Raw genomic sequence first — 16,174 nt, forward strand, 5'->3', positions numbered from 1 at the left:
AAAGGAGATTTTTCCATGTTTTTGGGACAGATACAGGGACTGTTTATGACCATGAGGCTCTGGGATATTCTGGATATCCTGGTGGTTGCCTTTTTTCTATACCGTATTTATATTTTGATTCGCGACACCCGGGCCACAGCTCTTTTGAAGGGGCTGGTGTTTCTGGGGATTTTTACGGTGATTGCCGGATGGCTGCAGCTTCATGTGGTCAGCTGGATTCTGGACAAGCTGATGACGGTGCTCATCGTGGCTCTGCCGGTGGTGTTCCAGCCGGAGCTTCGCCGGGCGCTGGAGCAGATCGGCCGGGGAAAGTTCTACGTTTCTTCCCGGGTGATGAATGAGGTGGAGTGGGACCATGTCATTGATGATGTGGTGGCCGCTACCATGACCATGTCGGCCAATAAGATCGGCGCCCTCATCGTCTTTGAACGAAGCGTGGGGCTGGATGACCGCATTGATACGGGTATCCGCATTGAGGGGCTTGTTTCCAAGGAGCTTCTTGGAAATATTTTCATCGTGAATACGCCTCTTCATGACGGCGCCGTGATTATCCGTGAAAACCGGGTCATGGCGGCAGGCTGCCTGCTGCCTCTTACCCGTGACCATAACCTGTCCACGGAGCTTGGCACCCGGCACCGTGCGGCTATCGGCATGTCCGAGCAGGCAGACTGCGTCATCGTGGTGGTCAGTGAGGAAACGGGCATCGTTTCCTATACTTACGGCGGTCATATTTACCGCGGCCAGGATGCGGAAAGTCTGAAGAACATCCTCCGGAATTACCTGGTCACCAGTAAACCGAAGGGTGTCAGCGACGTACTGCAGAAATGGAGGCCTTTGAAATGAAATATACAAGATTTGAATGGTGGCTTCCAAAACTCCTCTGCCTCATTGCGGCCTGCGCTCTGTGGGTGTATGTGATGAATGAGCAGAATCCCCAGGTGGAAAATACCTATACGGTACCGGTGGAAACAAGAAATCTGGACCGCTCCCTGGTGGCTACTAATGTGCCTTCTACGGTGAAGGTGAAGGTCCGCATGTCCAGAAGCGATATGATTTATATGCGTTCCGATAATATCAAGGCCTATGTGGACCTGACCGGTATCACCGACGGAGATTATCCGAATACGCCCATCCATGTGTCCGTACCGGGCGATGAATCAGTGGTGTCGGTGACTCCTAAGACCTTTGACCTGAATGTGGATACCTATGCCGTCAAGACACTGCCTGCCAATGTACAGATTTTCGGCACGCCGGAAACGAATTTCTCCGTAGAAAGCAAGAAGGTAACGCCTGATACCATTACCATTGCCGGCAGCTCTTCCATGATTGCCAAGGCAGACCGGGCGGTGGTGTCTGTGAATATTGCAGGAAAGGAAAAGAGCTTCACTGAATTTGACAGTGTCAACATTCTCGATGCCGATGGAAATACGGTGACGGGACTGGATATCATGCCCAGCCAGGTCAAAGTGGCGGTGAAGATGAAGGAGGCCACCAAACTGGGCAATCTGCCCGTTCGAATCGATACGAAGGGAGAACCGGCCAAGGGATACAAAGTAGGCAGGATTACCATTACGCCGCCGGTAGCGACTATTACGGCACCGATTTCCTTCTTCTCCAGCAATAAGACACTGGACCTGGATCCTATCGACGTCACCGGCGCCAGCTCCGACATTCACCAGGTGGTGAATGTGAACGTGCCCTCCGGAGGCAGCGTGGCGGTGCCTAAGGTGACGGTGGTTGTAGAAATAGATAAGGATTAAGGGGCCGCTTGATGGACAAGCCCCTTTGGGGCTTGAGGGTTGACGGCCCGATGGGCCGAAGGTTCTTAAGGGACTTAAGTTTGACGCGCCTTTGGCGCGAGGGTTGTTGTAGGGCGCCTATGAATTGATAGAAGGCGCCCTCTCATGATAAAACCTTTACAACCGGGCTTTCGCCCGTGGGAAAACCATACAACCGCCCTGCGGGCGAGGGAGATCCCCCTTTGGTGGCTGGCGCCACCACCTTCCCGCCCCGCGGGGAAGCGTGTCACTGGATTCTCAGTCGCCTACGGCTCCCTGCGAATCCAGTTCCCTTGCCACCGCAAGCGGGGGCACTATGGGCGCTTAGCCATGGAGTCATGTCTCTGCAGGAAAGCGTAGAAACCTATTCTGCCCCCTGCATAGGGGGAAGTCCGGCGCAGCCCGGATAGGGGGTGGCGAGTGCAGCGAGCCAGTCAGCAGAATGCTTATTTTGCCATATGATACTGAAAGTAAATCCCGTAACGCTGACTTTATAAGCATTGCCGCAGAGCGGCAATCCGCAACCCTCGGCCTGAAAGGCCGTCAAACTTAAGAACCCTCCGGCCGCAGGCCGGTCCATCTTAAGAACCTTTCTCTTCACAACCCTTCTACACAACCTGCCGCCATCAGGCGGCCATAACCCTCGGGGCGAAGCCCCGTCAACCCTTGAGCCAAAGGCGCGTCCCCTCTTACTTGACGAAATCCCTCTTTAGATGTATGATTTGAAAGTTATTTCAAGAAAATTTTGGGAGGAATATGAATGGTTACTTTATTTGGTACAGACGGTGTGCGCGGACTGGTGAATTCGACCCTCATGCCGGAGCTTGCCTATCAGCTGGGCAGAGCAGCAGGTGCTTATTTCTGTAAGACGAAGGGCGAGCACCGTTTCCTTATCGGTATGGATACCCGTATTTCCGGTTCCATGCTGACCGCTGCCCTTTCCGCAGGTCTCTGTGCATCCGGTGTCAATGTGGATGTGGTAGGCGTGATCCCCACCCCCGGCGTGGCTTATCTGACCAAAACGGAAGGCTATGACGCAGGTGTCGTGATTTCCGCATCCCACAATCCTTTCCCCGACAACGGCATCAAATTCTTCGACCGGAACGGTTACAAGCTGCCGGATAAGACGGAAGAGGAAATCGAAAACATCCTTCGCCATGATGAAGAAATCGTCCGCCCCACCGGCGATGGCATCGGTGTGATTCGCGACTATCCGGAACTGGCTGAAAAGTACAGAAACTATGTGAAATCCACAGTGGACGGCGATTTCAAAGGCATGAAAATCGTCACCGACTCCGCCAACGGCGCAGCCAGCAGCTTCCTCCCGGGAATCCTTGCCGAACTGGGGGCAGAGGTAATCCCCATTTTCAATCAGCCCAACGGCGTAAACATCAATAACGGCTGCGGCTCCACCCATATCGAAACCCTGCAGAAAAAAGTAGTGGAAGAAGGCGCTGACTGCGGTATTGCCAACGACGGCGACGCTGACCGCTGCCTCTTCGTCGATGAAAAAGGCAAAGTCCTGGACGGCGACCATCTCATGGTCATCAATGCCCTGCAGATGAAAAAAGAAGGCCGCCTCAACGACAACATGGTGGTAGGCACCGTCATGAGCAACCTGGGCTTCGGCAAAGCGCTGAAGAAATACGGTTGCCAGACCGTTTCCACCAAAGTAGGAGACCGCTACGTACTGGAAGAAATGCTGAAGCATAACTACTCCATCGGCGGCGAACAGTCGGGCCATATCATTTTCCCGGAATTCAACACCACCGGCGACGGCCTCATCACCGCCGTACAGACCCTCCGGGTGCTCCGCGAAAACGGAAAGAAACTCTCCGAACTGAACAGCCTCATGACCACCTATCCCCAGATTCTTAAGAATGTAGAAGTTTATAGCAAGAACGGCTGGGAAGAAAACGAACTCATTATGGACTCCATCAGGGCAGGCGAAGAAGAACTGGGCGCTGATGGCCGCATCCTTGTCCGCGCCTCCGGCACCGAACCCTTAATCCGCGTCATGGGTGAAGGCAAGGAACTGAACCAGCTCGAACGAATCGTAGACGATATCGCTTCAGTGGTAGAACATGAACTGGGCGTAGAAAATAACTGAAAATTCTGAAATGAAAGCACTGCTCCTTTTGGGGCGGTGTTTTTTTTATGGACAAGCCCCTTTGGGGCGTGAGGGTTCAGGCGCCTTTCGGCGCCCGGGTTCAAAAGGTGCAGAGGGTTCAAAGGGTGGAGGTGGGCGCCTCTAATTATGGAAGGCGCCCTCTTATAATAAAACCTTTACAACCGCCCTGCGGGCGTTGGAAATGCATTCCCCCTTTGGTGGCTGGCGCCACCACCTTGCCCGGTGGGAAGCATGTCACTGGATTCGCGGGTCGCAGGGCTCCCCTATGAATCCCGTTCCTTTGCCACCCCCCCACTTCGCGGGGGCACTATAACCCGTGCTTACTGTAGAGTCGCATATGAAGAGACTGCCTTTCAGAGCTTTATTGTCCACTGTGCACATCCTGCATAGGATGTGTAAGTCGGGCGAAGTAAGGCGCCTAGCCTGCCCATAAAGGCGCTTTCCTTTTGTCGCCCGACCGATACAGCGGGGGGAAGGTGGTGCCGTAAGGCACCAAAGGGGGGAAAGCCACCGGAGGTGGCTGATCTACGTAATGCTTTTCATGCCATATGACACTGAAAGTAAATCCCGTAACACTGACTTTAAAAATTGCGGCGCAGCCGCTACCGCAACCTTCAGCGGCAGAGCCGCTGTCGCCCCCTGAGCGAAGCGACGCAACCCTTCTACACAACCCTCGGGCCGGAGGCCCGTCAACCCTCACGCCCGCAGGGCGTGTCCAAAGGCGTGTCCAATCATTTCTTTGTTCTACTTGAACAAGGGTATATAATAAGATAAGTAAATAGTAAGAAATTAAAGCGGATGAATTAGCATTTCCTATATTGAAAATTGCTATTTACCAATAAAAATACAAGGGGAGTGTACTATGTCATTAAAATCTAAAGAAATTACAGCCCTTTTAGCCGTACTGGCTTTGACAGGGGCTGGCAGTGTCAGTGCTGAAACGCCGGTGTATACGCTGAAGGGGATTACAGTTACAGCCAACAGGCAGGCGGAAAGGCTGCAGGATGTGCCGGCCAATGTACAGGTGGTTACGGAGAAGGATATCCAGAAGAGGAATGTGCAGAATACGGCCCAGGCTGTGGCTATGGTGACCGGTGTATCGGCATCCCAGTCTGTGGAGGGTACGGTGAATCTGAGAGGATATAATTCCAAGAATATTCTGGTACTGGTGGATGGTCAGCCCATGAACACGGCCTGGGACGGGGATGTGGACTGGAATATGATTCCCGTGGAAAATATCCGTAAAATCGAAGTGGTCTCCGGTGGACAGTCCGCTCTTTACGGCGGCCGGGCTGTAGGCGGCGTCATCAATATTATGACCAAAACCCAGAAGCAGGACGGCCTCCACGGCTCTGCTACGGTAAGCTACGGCAGCAACGCCACGGTAAACCAGAATTATAATGTTGGCTTCAAAAAGGATAAGTTTGATTTTGGCGCCTTTTATGGCAGCATGAATACCCATGGCTGGAAGGATTACGATGTTTCTGTCAGAGGATCCGGGAAAGCGAAAGGTTATGATTCCGATGCGGAAGGAAACGCCATCATCGGTAACAGAGGCAGCAAGAAAGTTTTGAATGAGTCCTTTGGGTTCAACATGGGCTACAGTTTCAACGACAGCCAGAAATTGACCTATAAATATACCCATTCCATTTATGACTGGAAATATGAAGACCCCATTTCTTACATAAAGGGGAATGGTCGCTGGAAGGGAAAAATCGGAGAAAATCAGATGAGATACAGTCCCTCCAATTTCCTGGCAGCGCGGGGATGGCGTGCCTATAATCTTCATTCTTTAACCTATAATGATAAAGATAATGGCATTCATGCTCACTTTGGCTTGACCGATTATTACAAAGATGGTTTTACCTCTCCGGACACAAGCGTAAATCCGGAAAAGAATTTTGATGGCCCCGGTAAGAAAATGTCTTATCCGTCCAGGTCCTGGAATTTCGATTTGAACAAACGCTGGATCTTAGGAGCCCATACCGTGCTGTTTGGCGGATCCTATACAGAAGATAAGTTCTCAGAAACCATAGAAAATAATGTTTATGACTGGAAGTCCTGGAACGGAGCATCTGATGGAATTGATCAGCGGCTGGGCGGAAAAGATAAGAGTTACGCCCTGTATCTGCAGGATAAATGGGCTGTTTCTCAGAAATTGACCGCTTATATCGGCGGACGGTATGACCATTATAAAAAATATGATGGGTACTCTCAGTACAGGGGAAAGGATGAAAAGGATTTCGATTCTTCTTCCTATGACAAGTTCTCCCCTAAATTATCACTGGATTATGCCTTTAATGAAAATACCAATGCCTATGTTTCTTATGGAAGGTCCTTCAATCCACCGATTCTCTACCAGGTATACCGCTACTCAGACAAAGGAAACAGCATCTATATTCCAAAAAAAGGAGGAAGCAGCATCTATATTCCAAACCCGGGACTGAAGCCGGAAACAACGGATACCTGGGAATTGGGACTGAAAAAGAAAATTGCTAATAAGACGGATATCCATGTCGATGTGTTCTATGCCAAAACAAAAGATTATATCGGTTCAGCTGTAGATACAGGAAATTGGAAGCAGTATCAGAATCAGGGCGACGCCAAGACCCATGGATTTGAAATTTCCCTGAACCAGCACCACAGTGATGCTTGGACTTCCTATATCAACTACACCTGGCAGACAGGAAAGGTGGAGGGTGAAAAGAATTATGATATTCCCCGCCATCTGCTCCACCTTGGTACTACGTACAGCAAGAATCCCTGGACGGTGAACCTGGACGGCATGTTCATTTCCGACAGGACGGAAGCAGGGGAGGAAAGCGGCTGCTTCAAGGCTCGGGATGCCTATTTCCTCATGAACCTTTCCACCAATTACCAGTTCAATAAGAACTTCGGACTCCAGTTTGCTGTGAATAACCTCTTCGACAGGGAATACTATGATGAGGATATTTCCAACAACCATCATTACATCGGTGACGGCAGGACCTACACCCTTACCGCCAGATATTCCTTCTAAAATGGAACAAAAAAGCACCGCCCTTTCGGGACGGTGCTTTTTGTATGGAAATATAAAATGGCAAGGCTCCTTCCTGTGGAGAAGAGGGCAACGAAGCGGCGAAGGGGCGTAGGAGGGTATCATTCAGAATGATACTCTAGGGAAGCGCTGATTAATTCGTTGTTTGCTTTCATTCTTATGAAAGTAGACTCTATGAATGAATCAGTGCTTCCCTGGGCAGTCCTGATTGCCGAAAGGCAGCTTCCTGTGGGGGATTTCTCGACTCCGTTTCACCGGCTCCATGAAAACATGCGATTCATACCGGCTTGTACTTCCGCTCGAAATGACGGGGAAGCACAGATGACACAACTGCAGGTCCCGTAACGCTGACTTCATATTGCGCCCATAGGGCGCCTCCACAACCCTCGCCCGCAAAGCGGGCGTCAAACCTAAGAACCCTTTGAACCTTCTGAACCCTCATGTGCGCATTCTGCATAGAATGCGCAAGTCAGCCGAAGTTGGCCCTTAGCCTGCCCATAAAAGGGCCTTCCTATTGTCGGCTGACCGTTCGCAGGCGTGTCCACGTGCCCTATTCTTCCTCCCAGGGCAGGTGAATATGAGGGGGCTTCAGGAAACGGGGGAGAATGCCCTGATCCTCTCTGGGATGGGCTGGAACGAAGACGGGAAGGCGGTTGGGGAGGATTTCCAAATCCAGGGGGAAGGTGGGGCCCAGGTCGCCGTCCACGTTGGTGACAAGGGGTTCGTTTTCCTGGATGGAAAGGTGGGCTTTCTTGAAGCTCACCACGGTGAGGAAGTCCGGCCCCATCTGCATGCCTGCCAAGAGCTTTGGCGCCGATTTCAGGGCCAGGAGCCATTCAAAATCGTGGAAGAGGCAGAGTTTGATGACCCCTTTATTTCTTTCCGACGGGGGAATGAGGTTATGGAAACTTCCTGCGGAGTCGGTGAGCATGGCCGCAATGAGGGGAGAGGACACTTCGATGATGGTGCCATTTTCCTCTTCAATTTTGAAATGGTAGGATTTCTGCTTCGATACCACCTGCATGCCCTTCATGTAGTAAGCCAGGGATCCGAAGAGGGTCTTTTCCTTGATGGTGACTTTGCCTACAGCTTCGGAAATGCTGCCGGCGCCCACCACATTGATAAAGTAGCGGTCGTTCACCCGGCCTACGTCGATATTCGTCTTCACCGCCGTTTCCAGCATGTGGATGGCTCCCTGGGGAGAGCGTGGAATGTGGAGCGCCCTGGCCAGGTCGTTTACGGTGCCGAAAGGGACAAAGCCGAAGGTGGAGCTGCTGTTGACAGGCACCATGCCATTGATGACTTCGTTAATGGTGCCGTCGCCGCCCATGCATACCACATCCCGTCCTGCTTCTGCGGCATCTCTGGCAAAATCCGTGGCATCCCCTGCTTTTTCCGTCAGTCTGATGATGATATCCTCAAACCGCTTGGAAAGAACAGAATGGAGAAGGGGAATATATCGCGGTGCCCGTTCATGGCCCGATGTAGGGTTGACGATGATGGTACACTGTCCTTCTTTTTTCATGACTCTCACGCTCCGTGCAATGGAGACCGGGGTCTCCTGAATTCTATCTATCCTATTATACCAAATAGAAAGGAAATTTTGACAGATTCATAAAAGTTTCCTGCCGAGGTTGAAACGCAATGGTGTCATGCCGGATAGGAAACCATATGCGAACAGTTTCCTGTGAAGGTGAAACGCAATGGTGCCATGCCGGATAGGAAACCATACGCGAATAGTTTCCTGTCGAGTTGAAACATAATGGTGCTATGTAGAGTAGGAAACTATATGCGAAAAGTTTCCTGCCGCCATGAAACGCAAGGGCCCCATGTGGAGTAAGAAACTTATTTCCTCAATCAATTTTTTCAAAAAATCTATTGACAAGAACTGACCCCGGTATTATACTCTATGCATAACCGAAAACCCAAAGATACAAGGAACGGGAAAAAGGAAATTTCCTTGATTTACAGAGAGCCGGCGGTTGGTGTAAGCCGGTAAGAAGAAAACTTCCAACACTCACCCGTGAGTATTTCAGCCGAACTAAGTAAGCGGAAACGTCCATTCACGTTACGAATAGGAACACCAGAGTATAATGTAGGGTGGTACCGCGAAACTTTCGCCCCTATCTTCAAAAGAATGAAGATCAGGAGCTTTTTTATTTGGTATCATCGGTGTTCCACTGAGCGATAAACCAGGGTGGTACCGCGTATATGCGCCCCTGCCGGATGAATCAGTCCGGCAGGGGTTTTTGATTGGGTAACAATTTTCATTATATATCAGGGAGGAAACGAAAATGAAGAAATGGATGAAAGCAATGGCAGCAGCCATGGCAGCAGCAGCAGTATGTGGCGCATTTGCAGGATGCGGCGGTGACAAGAAAGCCGCTTCTTCCAGCGCAAAGGCTGCCAGCGGTGATACAGTAAAATTTGGCTTTGTTACCGCCTATACCGGCCCCGGCGCTGCTTATGGCCAGGCCGAAAAGGAAGGCGCAGAACTGGCTGTAGAAGAAATCAATAAAGATCCGAAAACAAAGATGAAAATCGATCTGGTTACTTACGACAGCAAGCTGAACAAGGCAGAAGCCATCAATGCCTTCAAGCGCCTCATTGAACAGGATAAGGTACTGGCTATTCAGGGCCCCATGACTTCCGGTGAAATTTTCGCTGCAGGCCCCATTGCCCAGCAGGCTAAAGTTGCTGTTTTCGGCACCAGCACCACAGCTCCGAAGGTAACAGACATTGGCGACTACATTTTCAGAAACGCCATCCCCGGTAAGCTGGCTATTCCTACCACCGTCAAGAAGGCCCATGATAAACTGGGATTCAAGAAGGTAGCTGTCATGTACTCCAACAACAATGACCAGATGGTCGGTGAAAATGAAATTTACCAGCAGACCTTCAAGGATATGGGCATTGATGTAGTGGCTACCGAAACCTTTGCAGATAAAGATACCGACTTCTCCGCTCAGCTCACCAAGATTCAGGCGGCCAATCCGGACGTCATCTGCATTGCAGGTTTCTATCAGGAAGGCGCCCTCATTGTAAAGAAAGCCAGAGAAATGGGGATGAACCAGCCCATCATCGGCAACAACGGCTTCAATAGCCCCCAGTACATCAAACAGGCCGGCGATGCAGCCAACGGCACCCTGGTAGCAACACCCTGGAACCCGGATAGAAAGAGCGACAAGGCCCAGAACTTCCGTAAAGCCTTCGTAGCTAAGTACGGACACGAACCGGACCAGTTCGCAGCCCAGACCTACGATGCTTTCTACATTATGCATGAAGCCGCTGAAAAGTCCGGCTCCACCACAGACCGCAAGAAATTCCGCGATGCACTGGCCCAGATTAAGAACTTCGAAGGCGCTACCGGCAAGTTTGAATTTGATGAAAACAGGGATCCAAAGATGGATCTGGATGTACTCCAGGTACAGGATGGAAAATGGGTTCCTTTCGCTTAATAGGCTGACATGTCAGTAAAGCAGCAGGGAAGTATGGAAATCAGAAAGAATGTAAGGCAGTAAGGAAGAATAGAAGGAAAAGGATGGAAGTATAGGAAATAAAAAGGCGAAGCGTCATGCTTCGCCTTTTTACGTGGGATATGGGATAGCGGGAATCCCTGTTCCCACCAGCAGGAGGATTGACACCCTGCGGGCGTGAGGGTTCTAAAGTTTGACGGGGCTATCGCCCCGAGGGTTCTTAAGTTTGACAGCGGCTCTGCCGCTGAGGGTTGTGGAGGGCGCCGTTAAATTTATAGAAGGCGCCAGTTTGTATAAAACCATACAACCGCCCTGGCGGGCGTTGGAAATGCATTCCCCCTTTGGTGGCTGGCGCCACCACCTTGCCCGGTGGGAAGCATGTCACTGGATTCGCGGGTCGCAGGGCTCCCCTATGAATCCAGTTCCTTTGCCACCCCCACTTCGTGGGGGCACTATAAAGCTCCGTTATGCTGTGAGCTGCTTATGAAAGGAATGCTTTTCAGAGCTTTATTCTGCCCCCTGAACAGGGGGAAGTCCGGCGCCGCCCGGGTAGGGGGTGGCGAGCGCAGCGAGCCAGTCAGCAGAATGGTTATTTTGCCATATGATACTGAAAGTAAATCCCGTAACGTTCTTGCGTCCCCTTTAGGGGAAGAGGGCCACGAAGTGGCGAAGGGTGTGCAAGCGAACTGGATTCATAGGGGAGCTTGGCGACCCGCGAATCCAGTGAGACGCCATCCAGCGAAGTCGGTATGTACGAGGGTAAGAATGATTATGATACTCGATGTGGACGTGACCGCCGAAAGGCGGCATTATAATACTCATTGCCCTGCGGGCGATACCTCAACCCTCGGGGCCAAAGGCCCCGTCAAACCTAAGAACCCTTGGGCCGAAGGCCCATCCATCTTAAGAACCTTCCCCTATGAACCTTCTGAACCCGGGCCACAGAGAAGACCATCAAAATACCACTGGAAACTCCGGGCCATCTGTGGCATGATAAACCCATATAAGGAGGAAAGAATGATGGATGAAATGAATGAACTTTTTTATAAAGATGCCTACATGAAGGACTTTGACGGTGTAGTAGTGAGCTGCACGAAGGGAAAGAAGGGCTATGAGGTAGTGCTGGACGACACCGCTTTTTATCCCGAAGGCGGCGGACAGCCGGGGGACCAGGGGACTCTGGGCGATGCCCGGGTGCTTGATGTACACCGGAAAGAGGGAGTGGTGGTCCACTATACCGACAAGCCCCTGGAAGTGGGAAGCAGGGTGCATGGAACCATTGACTGGCAGCGGCGCTTTGATTTCATGCAGAATCACTCCGGGGAACACATCTATTCCGGCCTGGTGCATAAGAAATTCGGCTACGACAATGTGGGCTTCCATATGGACAAAGTGGTCACCGTCGATTTCAGCGGCCCCATGACCATGGAAGAGGCACTGGAAATCGAGAAGGAAGCCAATCAGCTGATTTACAGCAATGTGGAAACGAAAATTACCTTCCCCACGGAAGAAGAACTGAAAACCATTCCTTACCGGAGCAAAATCGAGCTCACCGGCAAGGTGCGGATTGTAGAATTTCCCGGCGGCGATATCTGTGCCTGCTGCGGCACCCATGTGGCAAGGACGGGAGAAATCGGGCTGATCAAGGTGCTGTCCCTGATGAACCATAAAGGCGGCGTGCGTATCGAACTGGCCTGCGGCCGGTGGGCCATGGAGGATTATGACAGGGTCCATGATTTGAACCGGGATATAGCAGTCCGTTTTTCCGTCAAACCCTATGAAACAGTGAAAGCTGTGGAAAAGATGGAAAAGGATATGGCCGATCTGCGCCAGAAAATCAACGACATGAACCGCCACTACTTTGCCATGCGGGCTGCTTCCCTGCCGGAAGGAAAGAAAGCGGTGCTTCTCTATGAAGAAACCATGGCCCCCATGGAACTTAGGAAATTCTGCGAATATCTGGTGGGAGAAAAGCCGGATACCCTTTTCTTCCTTCTCTCCAGAAAGGATGAAAAGGCGCTGAACTACGCCATCGGCAGCGGCAGCGTGAATCTGAAGCCCCTCCTCAAAGAGTGGAACACCCGCCTCCACGGCCGCGGCGGCGGAAAGGACATTATGCAAGGCTCCTTCGCCTGCTCTCTGGATGAAGTCAGGAAACTGGTGGAGGAATTGGAATAAGACTGAAAATTTTTCGGTTTTTTACTTCTCGTCCCTTTGCTCCTTCAAATCATGTTCGCTGTGCACGCCGAAAGGCGCCTGAACCCTCACACCGCAGGTGTGTCCAAGAGCCGCCACCACAATTTTCAGCGGCTCCTCATCCATGCCGGCAGTTTCAATGTTCCTCCGGCGGCCCATACGCCCAGGAGGATGAGAGCGGCGCCGGCCAGTTCGCCCATGCCCATGTTTTCACCGAGGAAGAAGTAGGCAAAAATAGCGGCGAACACGGGCTCCAGGGAGAAGATGAAGCCTGCTCTTTCGGGAGTCGTATATTCCTGGGCCACCGCCTGGATGGTAAAGCCGTAGGCGGAAGAGAAGACAGCGAGCCCCAGAATGGCGGTCCATTCGGGAAAGGTATGGGGCAGTCTGGGCGTTTCCAGAAGAAGGCTGACGGCACCGGCTATGATTCCGGCAAAGCCCATCTGCCATAGGCCCAGAAGGAGGCTGTCTACTTTAGAAACGAAGGTATTGGTGAAGAGGATATCCAGGGCGTAGAGAAATGCTGCCAGGAGGCAGAGCACGAATCCTTTGTCCAGACTGATGGAAGTGACGCCGTTCAGGATGAAAAGACCGGCGGTGACAATGGCGGTGCCCAGCATGATGGGAAAAGACGGCATTCTTTGAATCCACAGGCCGTGAAGGATGGGCACCATAATGACAGAAGTGGAAATCAGAAATCCCGCCGTGGAGGCAGAGGTGCCGATGACTCCGTAAATGACGCCGATAAAGACACCGGCAATGAGAAATCCGGTGATGGCGCTGTATTTCAGTATTTTCCCGTCGGTCTTCCGAAGGCGTTTCATAAAGAAGGGGAGCAGGATGAAGAAGGCGAAAAGGCATCGCAGCGCGGCAATGGAGACAGGCGGCATGGTCTCTGCGCCCAGTTTCATAAATCCATAGGAACTGCCCCATACGAAGGCGGCCGTAAAGAGTAGGAAATCAGCTTTATTTTGGCTCATGAATCCTCCTTAAATGAATCAGATGCTTTTGCTATTCTATCATAATTTGACAATCCTTATCATTTCTCTTTAGAATGATTTGAGAAAATGGTATAATCCATATAGATTTTATGAAATGAGAGGAGACTTGCTATGTCTTTTAAAGAAATCCCTGTGGAAGAATGCGGATTGAATCCGTTTACAAAACTCACTGATTACTGCATTGTCACAGCAGGCAATAAAGAAAAATGCAATCCCATGCTGGTGACCTGGGGCGGCTTCGGCGTAATGTGGAGAAAACCGGTGGCATCCATCTATATCCGCCAGAGCCGTTTCACCAAGACCATTCTGGATGCCCAGGATTATTTCACCCTGTCTTTCCCGCCTGTATCCTATAAGCCAAAGGAATCCTACATGGGCTCCCACTCCGGCAGGGACGGTGATAAATTCGAAGGCAGCGGCCTTCATCCCTATGCCATCGGCGATGAAGCGGTGGGCCTGGAAGAAGCGGATCTCATCCTGGTATGCCGGAAGATTTATACCCATGAAATGAAAGAGGAATTCTATACGGATAAGGAAACCTATGAAAGGTGGAATTCCGGCAGACAGGCCGGCAATAACCACAGCATTTATATGGGAGAAATCGTCAAAGTTTTGAAAAAGTGCTGAGAAATAAAAAGTCCCCGTCAGTCATCATTGTGACTGGCGGGTATTTTTTATTGTGGGATGGTTTTCTGTCCGGTGTGGCGCATTGGGAATCGTCACGGCAGGAAACTGTAGGTGAAAGGTTTCCTGTCCGGCTTGGGAACAATGCGATTCATGGGGGCAGGAAACAGTAGGCGAAAGGTTTCCTGTCCGATGTGGAAGCAATGCGATTCATGGGGGCAGGAAACTTTTAGCGAAGGGTTTCCTGTCCGATGTGGGAACAGTGTGATTCATCACGGCAGGAAACTATTTTTATGACTTATCCTCTGCGCCCAGCACCATGTCGGAGCTTTTGAGGATTCCTTCTTTTCTTCGCTTTTCAAATTCCGCCGTGGCAGTAAAGAGAACGTCGCTGGAGCTGTTGAGGGCTGTTTCACAGGCATCTTCCAGTACAGAAATAATAAATCCTACGCCTACTACCTGCATGGAAATGTCGCTGCTGATGCCGAAGGAGGCGCAGGCCACGGGGATGAGGAGGAGGGAGCCGCCGGCTACTCCGGAAGCTCCGCAGGCGCCGATGGTGGCTACCAGACAGAGGAGGAAGGCTGTGGGAATGTCCACGTCGATGCCCAGGGTATGGGCAGCAGCCAGGGAAAGAACGGAAATGGTGACAGAAGCGCCGGCCGTATTCACTGCGGCTCCCAGGGGGATGGAAATGGAGTACATGTCCGGATCCAGTCCCAGACGGCGGCAGAGGTTAAGGTTCACTGGAATATTGGCGGCGCTGCTTCTGGTGAAGAAGGCGTAGACGCCGCTTTCCTTTAATGTGGTCAGCACCAGGGGATAGGGATTTCTATGAACTCTGGAAAATACAAGCAAAGGATTCATCACCAGAGCCACGGCGCCATAGGCACCGATTAAGACGGCCAGGAGATGGAGGTAGCCCAGAAGGGCGGAAACGCCCTGGCTGCCTACGGAATTGGCTACCAGTCCCATAATGCCCAGGGGCGCCAGATGGATGACCCAGCCTACGATCTTTGTCACTGCTTTGGCAGTATCATCGAGGAATTGTTTCGTGCTGTCCGTTCCCATGGATTTCATGGCAATACCGAAAATGACGGCCCAGATAAGGATGCTGATGTAATTGGCCTTCAAGAGGGCGCTGACCGGATTGTCAATGGTGCTCATTACCAGGTTGAAGAGCACTTCCCCGATGCCGCTGGGCGGCGCGGTGCTGCCTGCATCGGCAGCGGTCTGCAGGGTGAGGGTGGTGGGGAAAAGGAAGGAAAAGGATACGCCGATGATGGAAGCCAGGAAGGTGCTGGTCATGTACAGGGTGACGATGGGCTTCATACTGCCTTTCTGGCTTGGTTTCTTCTGGGCAATGGCATTGATGACAAGGAAAAATACCAGCACCGGCGCCACGCTCTTTAATGCTTTCACAAAGAGGTCACCGAATACGGTAAGGAAGGGTACTGACTGGGGAAGGGTGATGGCCAGCAGGATGCCAAGCACCAGTCCCAGGGCAATCTGGTGGATCAGTTTGATATGGGAAAGAATGGATTGTATTTTGGAAATCAAGAGAATCCTCCTATATAAGTAAAAAGAGATGCTACAGTTTTTCATTATACGCTTATTTACAGGGGAACGCAATATTTTCGATATATTATGTAAGTGTCAAGTTTTCCTCGGTAATTCATTTGACTGTCGATAATTACTATCTCCGTGGCTTCGGTTTTATCAGTATTTCTGTATAGCTCTGGCCAGTCTCCCCATTGGTGAAGAAGAAGCTCCATAAACGCCTATACGCCCCTCCAGGCATCCCGGCCTATAGTTTCTCATCTTACGCTTCTGCGCCTCACTCCGGACATTCTGGGCGATTTTATGCTCTGCCTGCACCGCAGCCTTGTGCATGGCTCTATCCATCTTTTTGTAGCTTTTCCCATTAGCAT

At 51.3% G+C, this 16,174-nt stretch carries 10 protein-coding genes, 1 pseudogene and 1 other annotated feature; of the genes and pseudogenes, 7 read left to right on the forward strand and 4 right to left on the reverse strand.

Annotation, left to right across the window (positions count from 1 at the left end):
• Positions 1-15 precede the first annotated feature (15 nt).
• The 4 genes from cdaA (at position 16) to HMPREF9453_RS00975 (ending at position 6,928) form a co-directional block, all read left to right on the forward strand.
• A complete protein-coding gene (gene cdaA, locus HMPREF9453_RS00955) occupies positions 16-843 on the forward strand; it encodes a diadenylate cyclase CdaA (RefSeq protein ID WP_008858683.1) in 828 nt (275 codons plus the stop codon).
• On the forward strand, positions 840-1,760 hold the full coding sequence (locus HMPREF9453_RS00960; protein ID WP_008858684.1) for a CdaR family protein: 921 nt from the start codon (positions 840-842) through the stop codon (positions 1,758-1,760). The genes cdaA and HMPREF9453_RS00960 overlap by 4 nt, the downstream gene beginning before the upstream one ends.
• A gap of 778 nt (positions 1,761-2,538) precedes the next feature.
• A complete protein-coding gene (glmM, locus tag HMPREF9453_RS00970; RefSeq protein WP_008858685.1) occupies positions 2,539-3,888 on the forward strand; it encodes a phosphoglucosamine mutase in 1,350 nt (449 codons plus the stop codon).
• Between the two features lie 883 nt (positions 3,889-4,771).
• Positions 4,772-6,928, forward strand: coding sequence for a TonB-dependent receptor (locus HMPREF9453_RS00975; protein WP_008858686.1), 2,157 nt, complete (start codon positions 4,772-4,774; stop codon positions 6,926-6,928).
• A gap of 568 nt (positions 6,929-7,496) precedes the next feature.
• Here HMPREF9453_RS00975 and HMPREF9453_RS00980 read toward each other — a convergent pair.
• A complete protein-coding gene (locus HMPREF9453_RS00980; RefSeq protein ID WP_008858687.1) occupies positions 7,497-8,471 on the reverse strand; it encodes a diacylglycerol/lipid kinase family protein in 975 nt (324 codons plus the stop codon).
• Positions 8,472-8,873: 402 nt separating this feature from the next.
• Positions 8,874-9,074, forward strand: a binding site (T-box leader).
• 166 nt (positions 9,075-9,240) lie between these two features.
• On the opposite strand from HMPREF9453_RS00980, the gene HMPREF9453_RS00985 reads away from it, so the two are divergent.
• Both HMPREF9453_RS00985 and HMPREF9453_RS00990 read left to right on the forward strand, forming a co-directional pair.
• On the forward strand, positions 9,241-10,404 hold the full coding sequence (locus tag HMPREF9453_RS00985; RefSeq protein ID WP_008858688.1) for an ABC transporter substrate-binding protein: 1,164 nt from the start codon (positions 9,241-9,243) through the stop codon (positions 10,402-10,404).
• 1,035 nt (positions 10,405-11,439) lie between these two features.
• A complete protein-coding gene (locus HMPREF9453_RS00990) occupies positions 11,440-12,600 on the forward strand; it encodes an alanyl-tRNA editing protein (protein ID WP_198004128.1) in 1,161 nt (386 codons plus the stop codon).
• Positions 12,601-12,725: 125 nt separating this feature from the next.
• Here HMPREF9453_RS00990 and HMPREF9453_RS00995 read toward each other — a convergent pair whose 3' ends face one another.
• Positions 12,726-13,598, reverse strand: a complete 873-nt coding sequence (locus HMPREF9453_RS00995) for a DMT family transporter (RefSeq protein WP_008858690.1) — start codon at positions 13,596-13,598, stop codon at positions 12,726-12,728.
• Between the two features lie 132 nt (positions 13,599-13,730).
• Here HMPREF9453_RS00995 and HMPREF9453_RS01000 point away from each other — a divergent pair, with 132 nt between their 5' ends.
• Complete coding sequence (locus HMPREF9453_RS01000; RefSeq protein WP_008858691.1) at positions 13,731-14,246, forward strand: flavin reductase; 516 nt, start codon at positions 13,731-13,733, stop codon at positions 14,244-14,246.
• Positions 14,247-14,534: 288 nt separating this feature from the next.
• Here the strand turns inward: HMPREF9453_RS01000 and sstT are convergent, their stop codons facing one another.
• Together sstT and HMPREF9453_RS11850 are read right to left on the reverse strand one after the other, a co-directional pair.
• Positions 14,535-15,800 (reverse strand): serine/threonine transporter SstT, encoded by a 1,266-nt coding sequence (sstT, locus tag HMPREF9453_RS01005; RefSeq protein WP_040379737.1) that lies wholly within the window; start codon positions 15,798-15,800, stop codon positions 14,535-14,537.
• 162 nt (positions 15,801-15,962) lie between these two features.
• Positions 15,963-16,174, reverse strand: a pseudogene (locus tag HMPREF9453_RS11850) (ISLre2-like element ISDsu1 family transposase); the annotation flags it as partial.

It is taken from the genome of Dialister succinatiphilus YIT 11850, from assembly GCF_000242435.1.
GTDB classification, from domain to species: Bacteria; Bacillota; Negativicutes; order Veillonellales; family Dialisteraceae; genus Dialister; species Dialister succinatiphilus.

Bases quoted from the DNA above. Each gene is read 5' to 3' on its own strand.
- cdaA (WP_008858683.1), top strand. From the start codon at position 16: ATGTTTTTGGGACAGATACAGGGACTGTTTATGACCATGAGGCTCTGG.
- glmM (WP_008858685.1), top strand. From the start codon at position 2,539: ATGGTTACTTTATTTGGTACAGACGGTGTGCGCGGACTGGTGAATTCG.
- HMPREF9453_RS00975 (WP_008858686.1), top strand. From the start codon at position 4,772: ATGTCATTAAAATCTAAAGAAATTACAGCCCTTTTAGCCGTACTGGCT.
- HMPREF9453_RS01000 (WP_008858691.1), top strand. From the start codon at position 13,731: ATGTCTTTTAAAGAAATCCCTGTGGAAGAATGCGGATTGAATCCGTTT.
- HMPREF9453_RS00980 (WP_008858687.1), bottom strand. From the start codon at position 8,471: ATGAAAAAAGAAGGACAGTGTACCATCATCGTCAACCCTACATCGGGC.
- HMPREF9453_RS00995 (WP_008858690.1), bottom strand. From the start codon at position 13,598: ATGAGCCAAAATAAAGCTGATTTCCTACTCTTTACGGCCGCCTTCGTA.
- HMPREF9453_RS00990 (WP_198004128.1), top strand. From the start codon at position 11,440: ATGATGGATGAAATGAATGAACTTTTTTATAAAGATGCCTACATGAAG.
- HMPREF9453_RS00985 (WP_008858688.1), top strand. From the start codon at position 9,241: ATGAAGAAATGGATGAAAGCAATGGCAGCAGCCATGGCAGCAGCAGCA.
- HMPREF9453_RS00960 (WP_008858684.1), top strand. From the start codon at position 840: ATGAAATATACAAGATTTGAATGGTGGCTTCCAAAACTCCTCTGCCTC.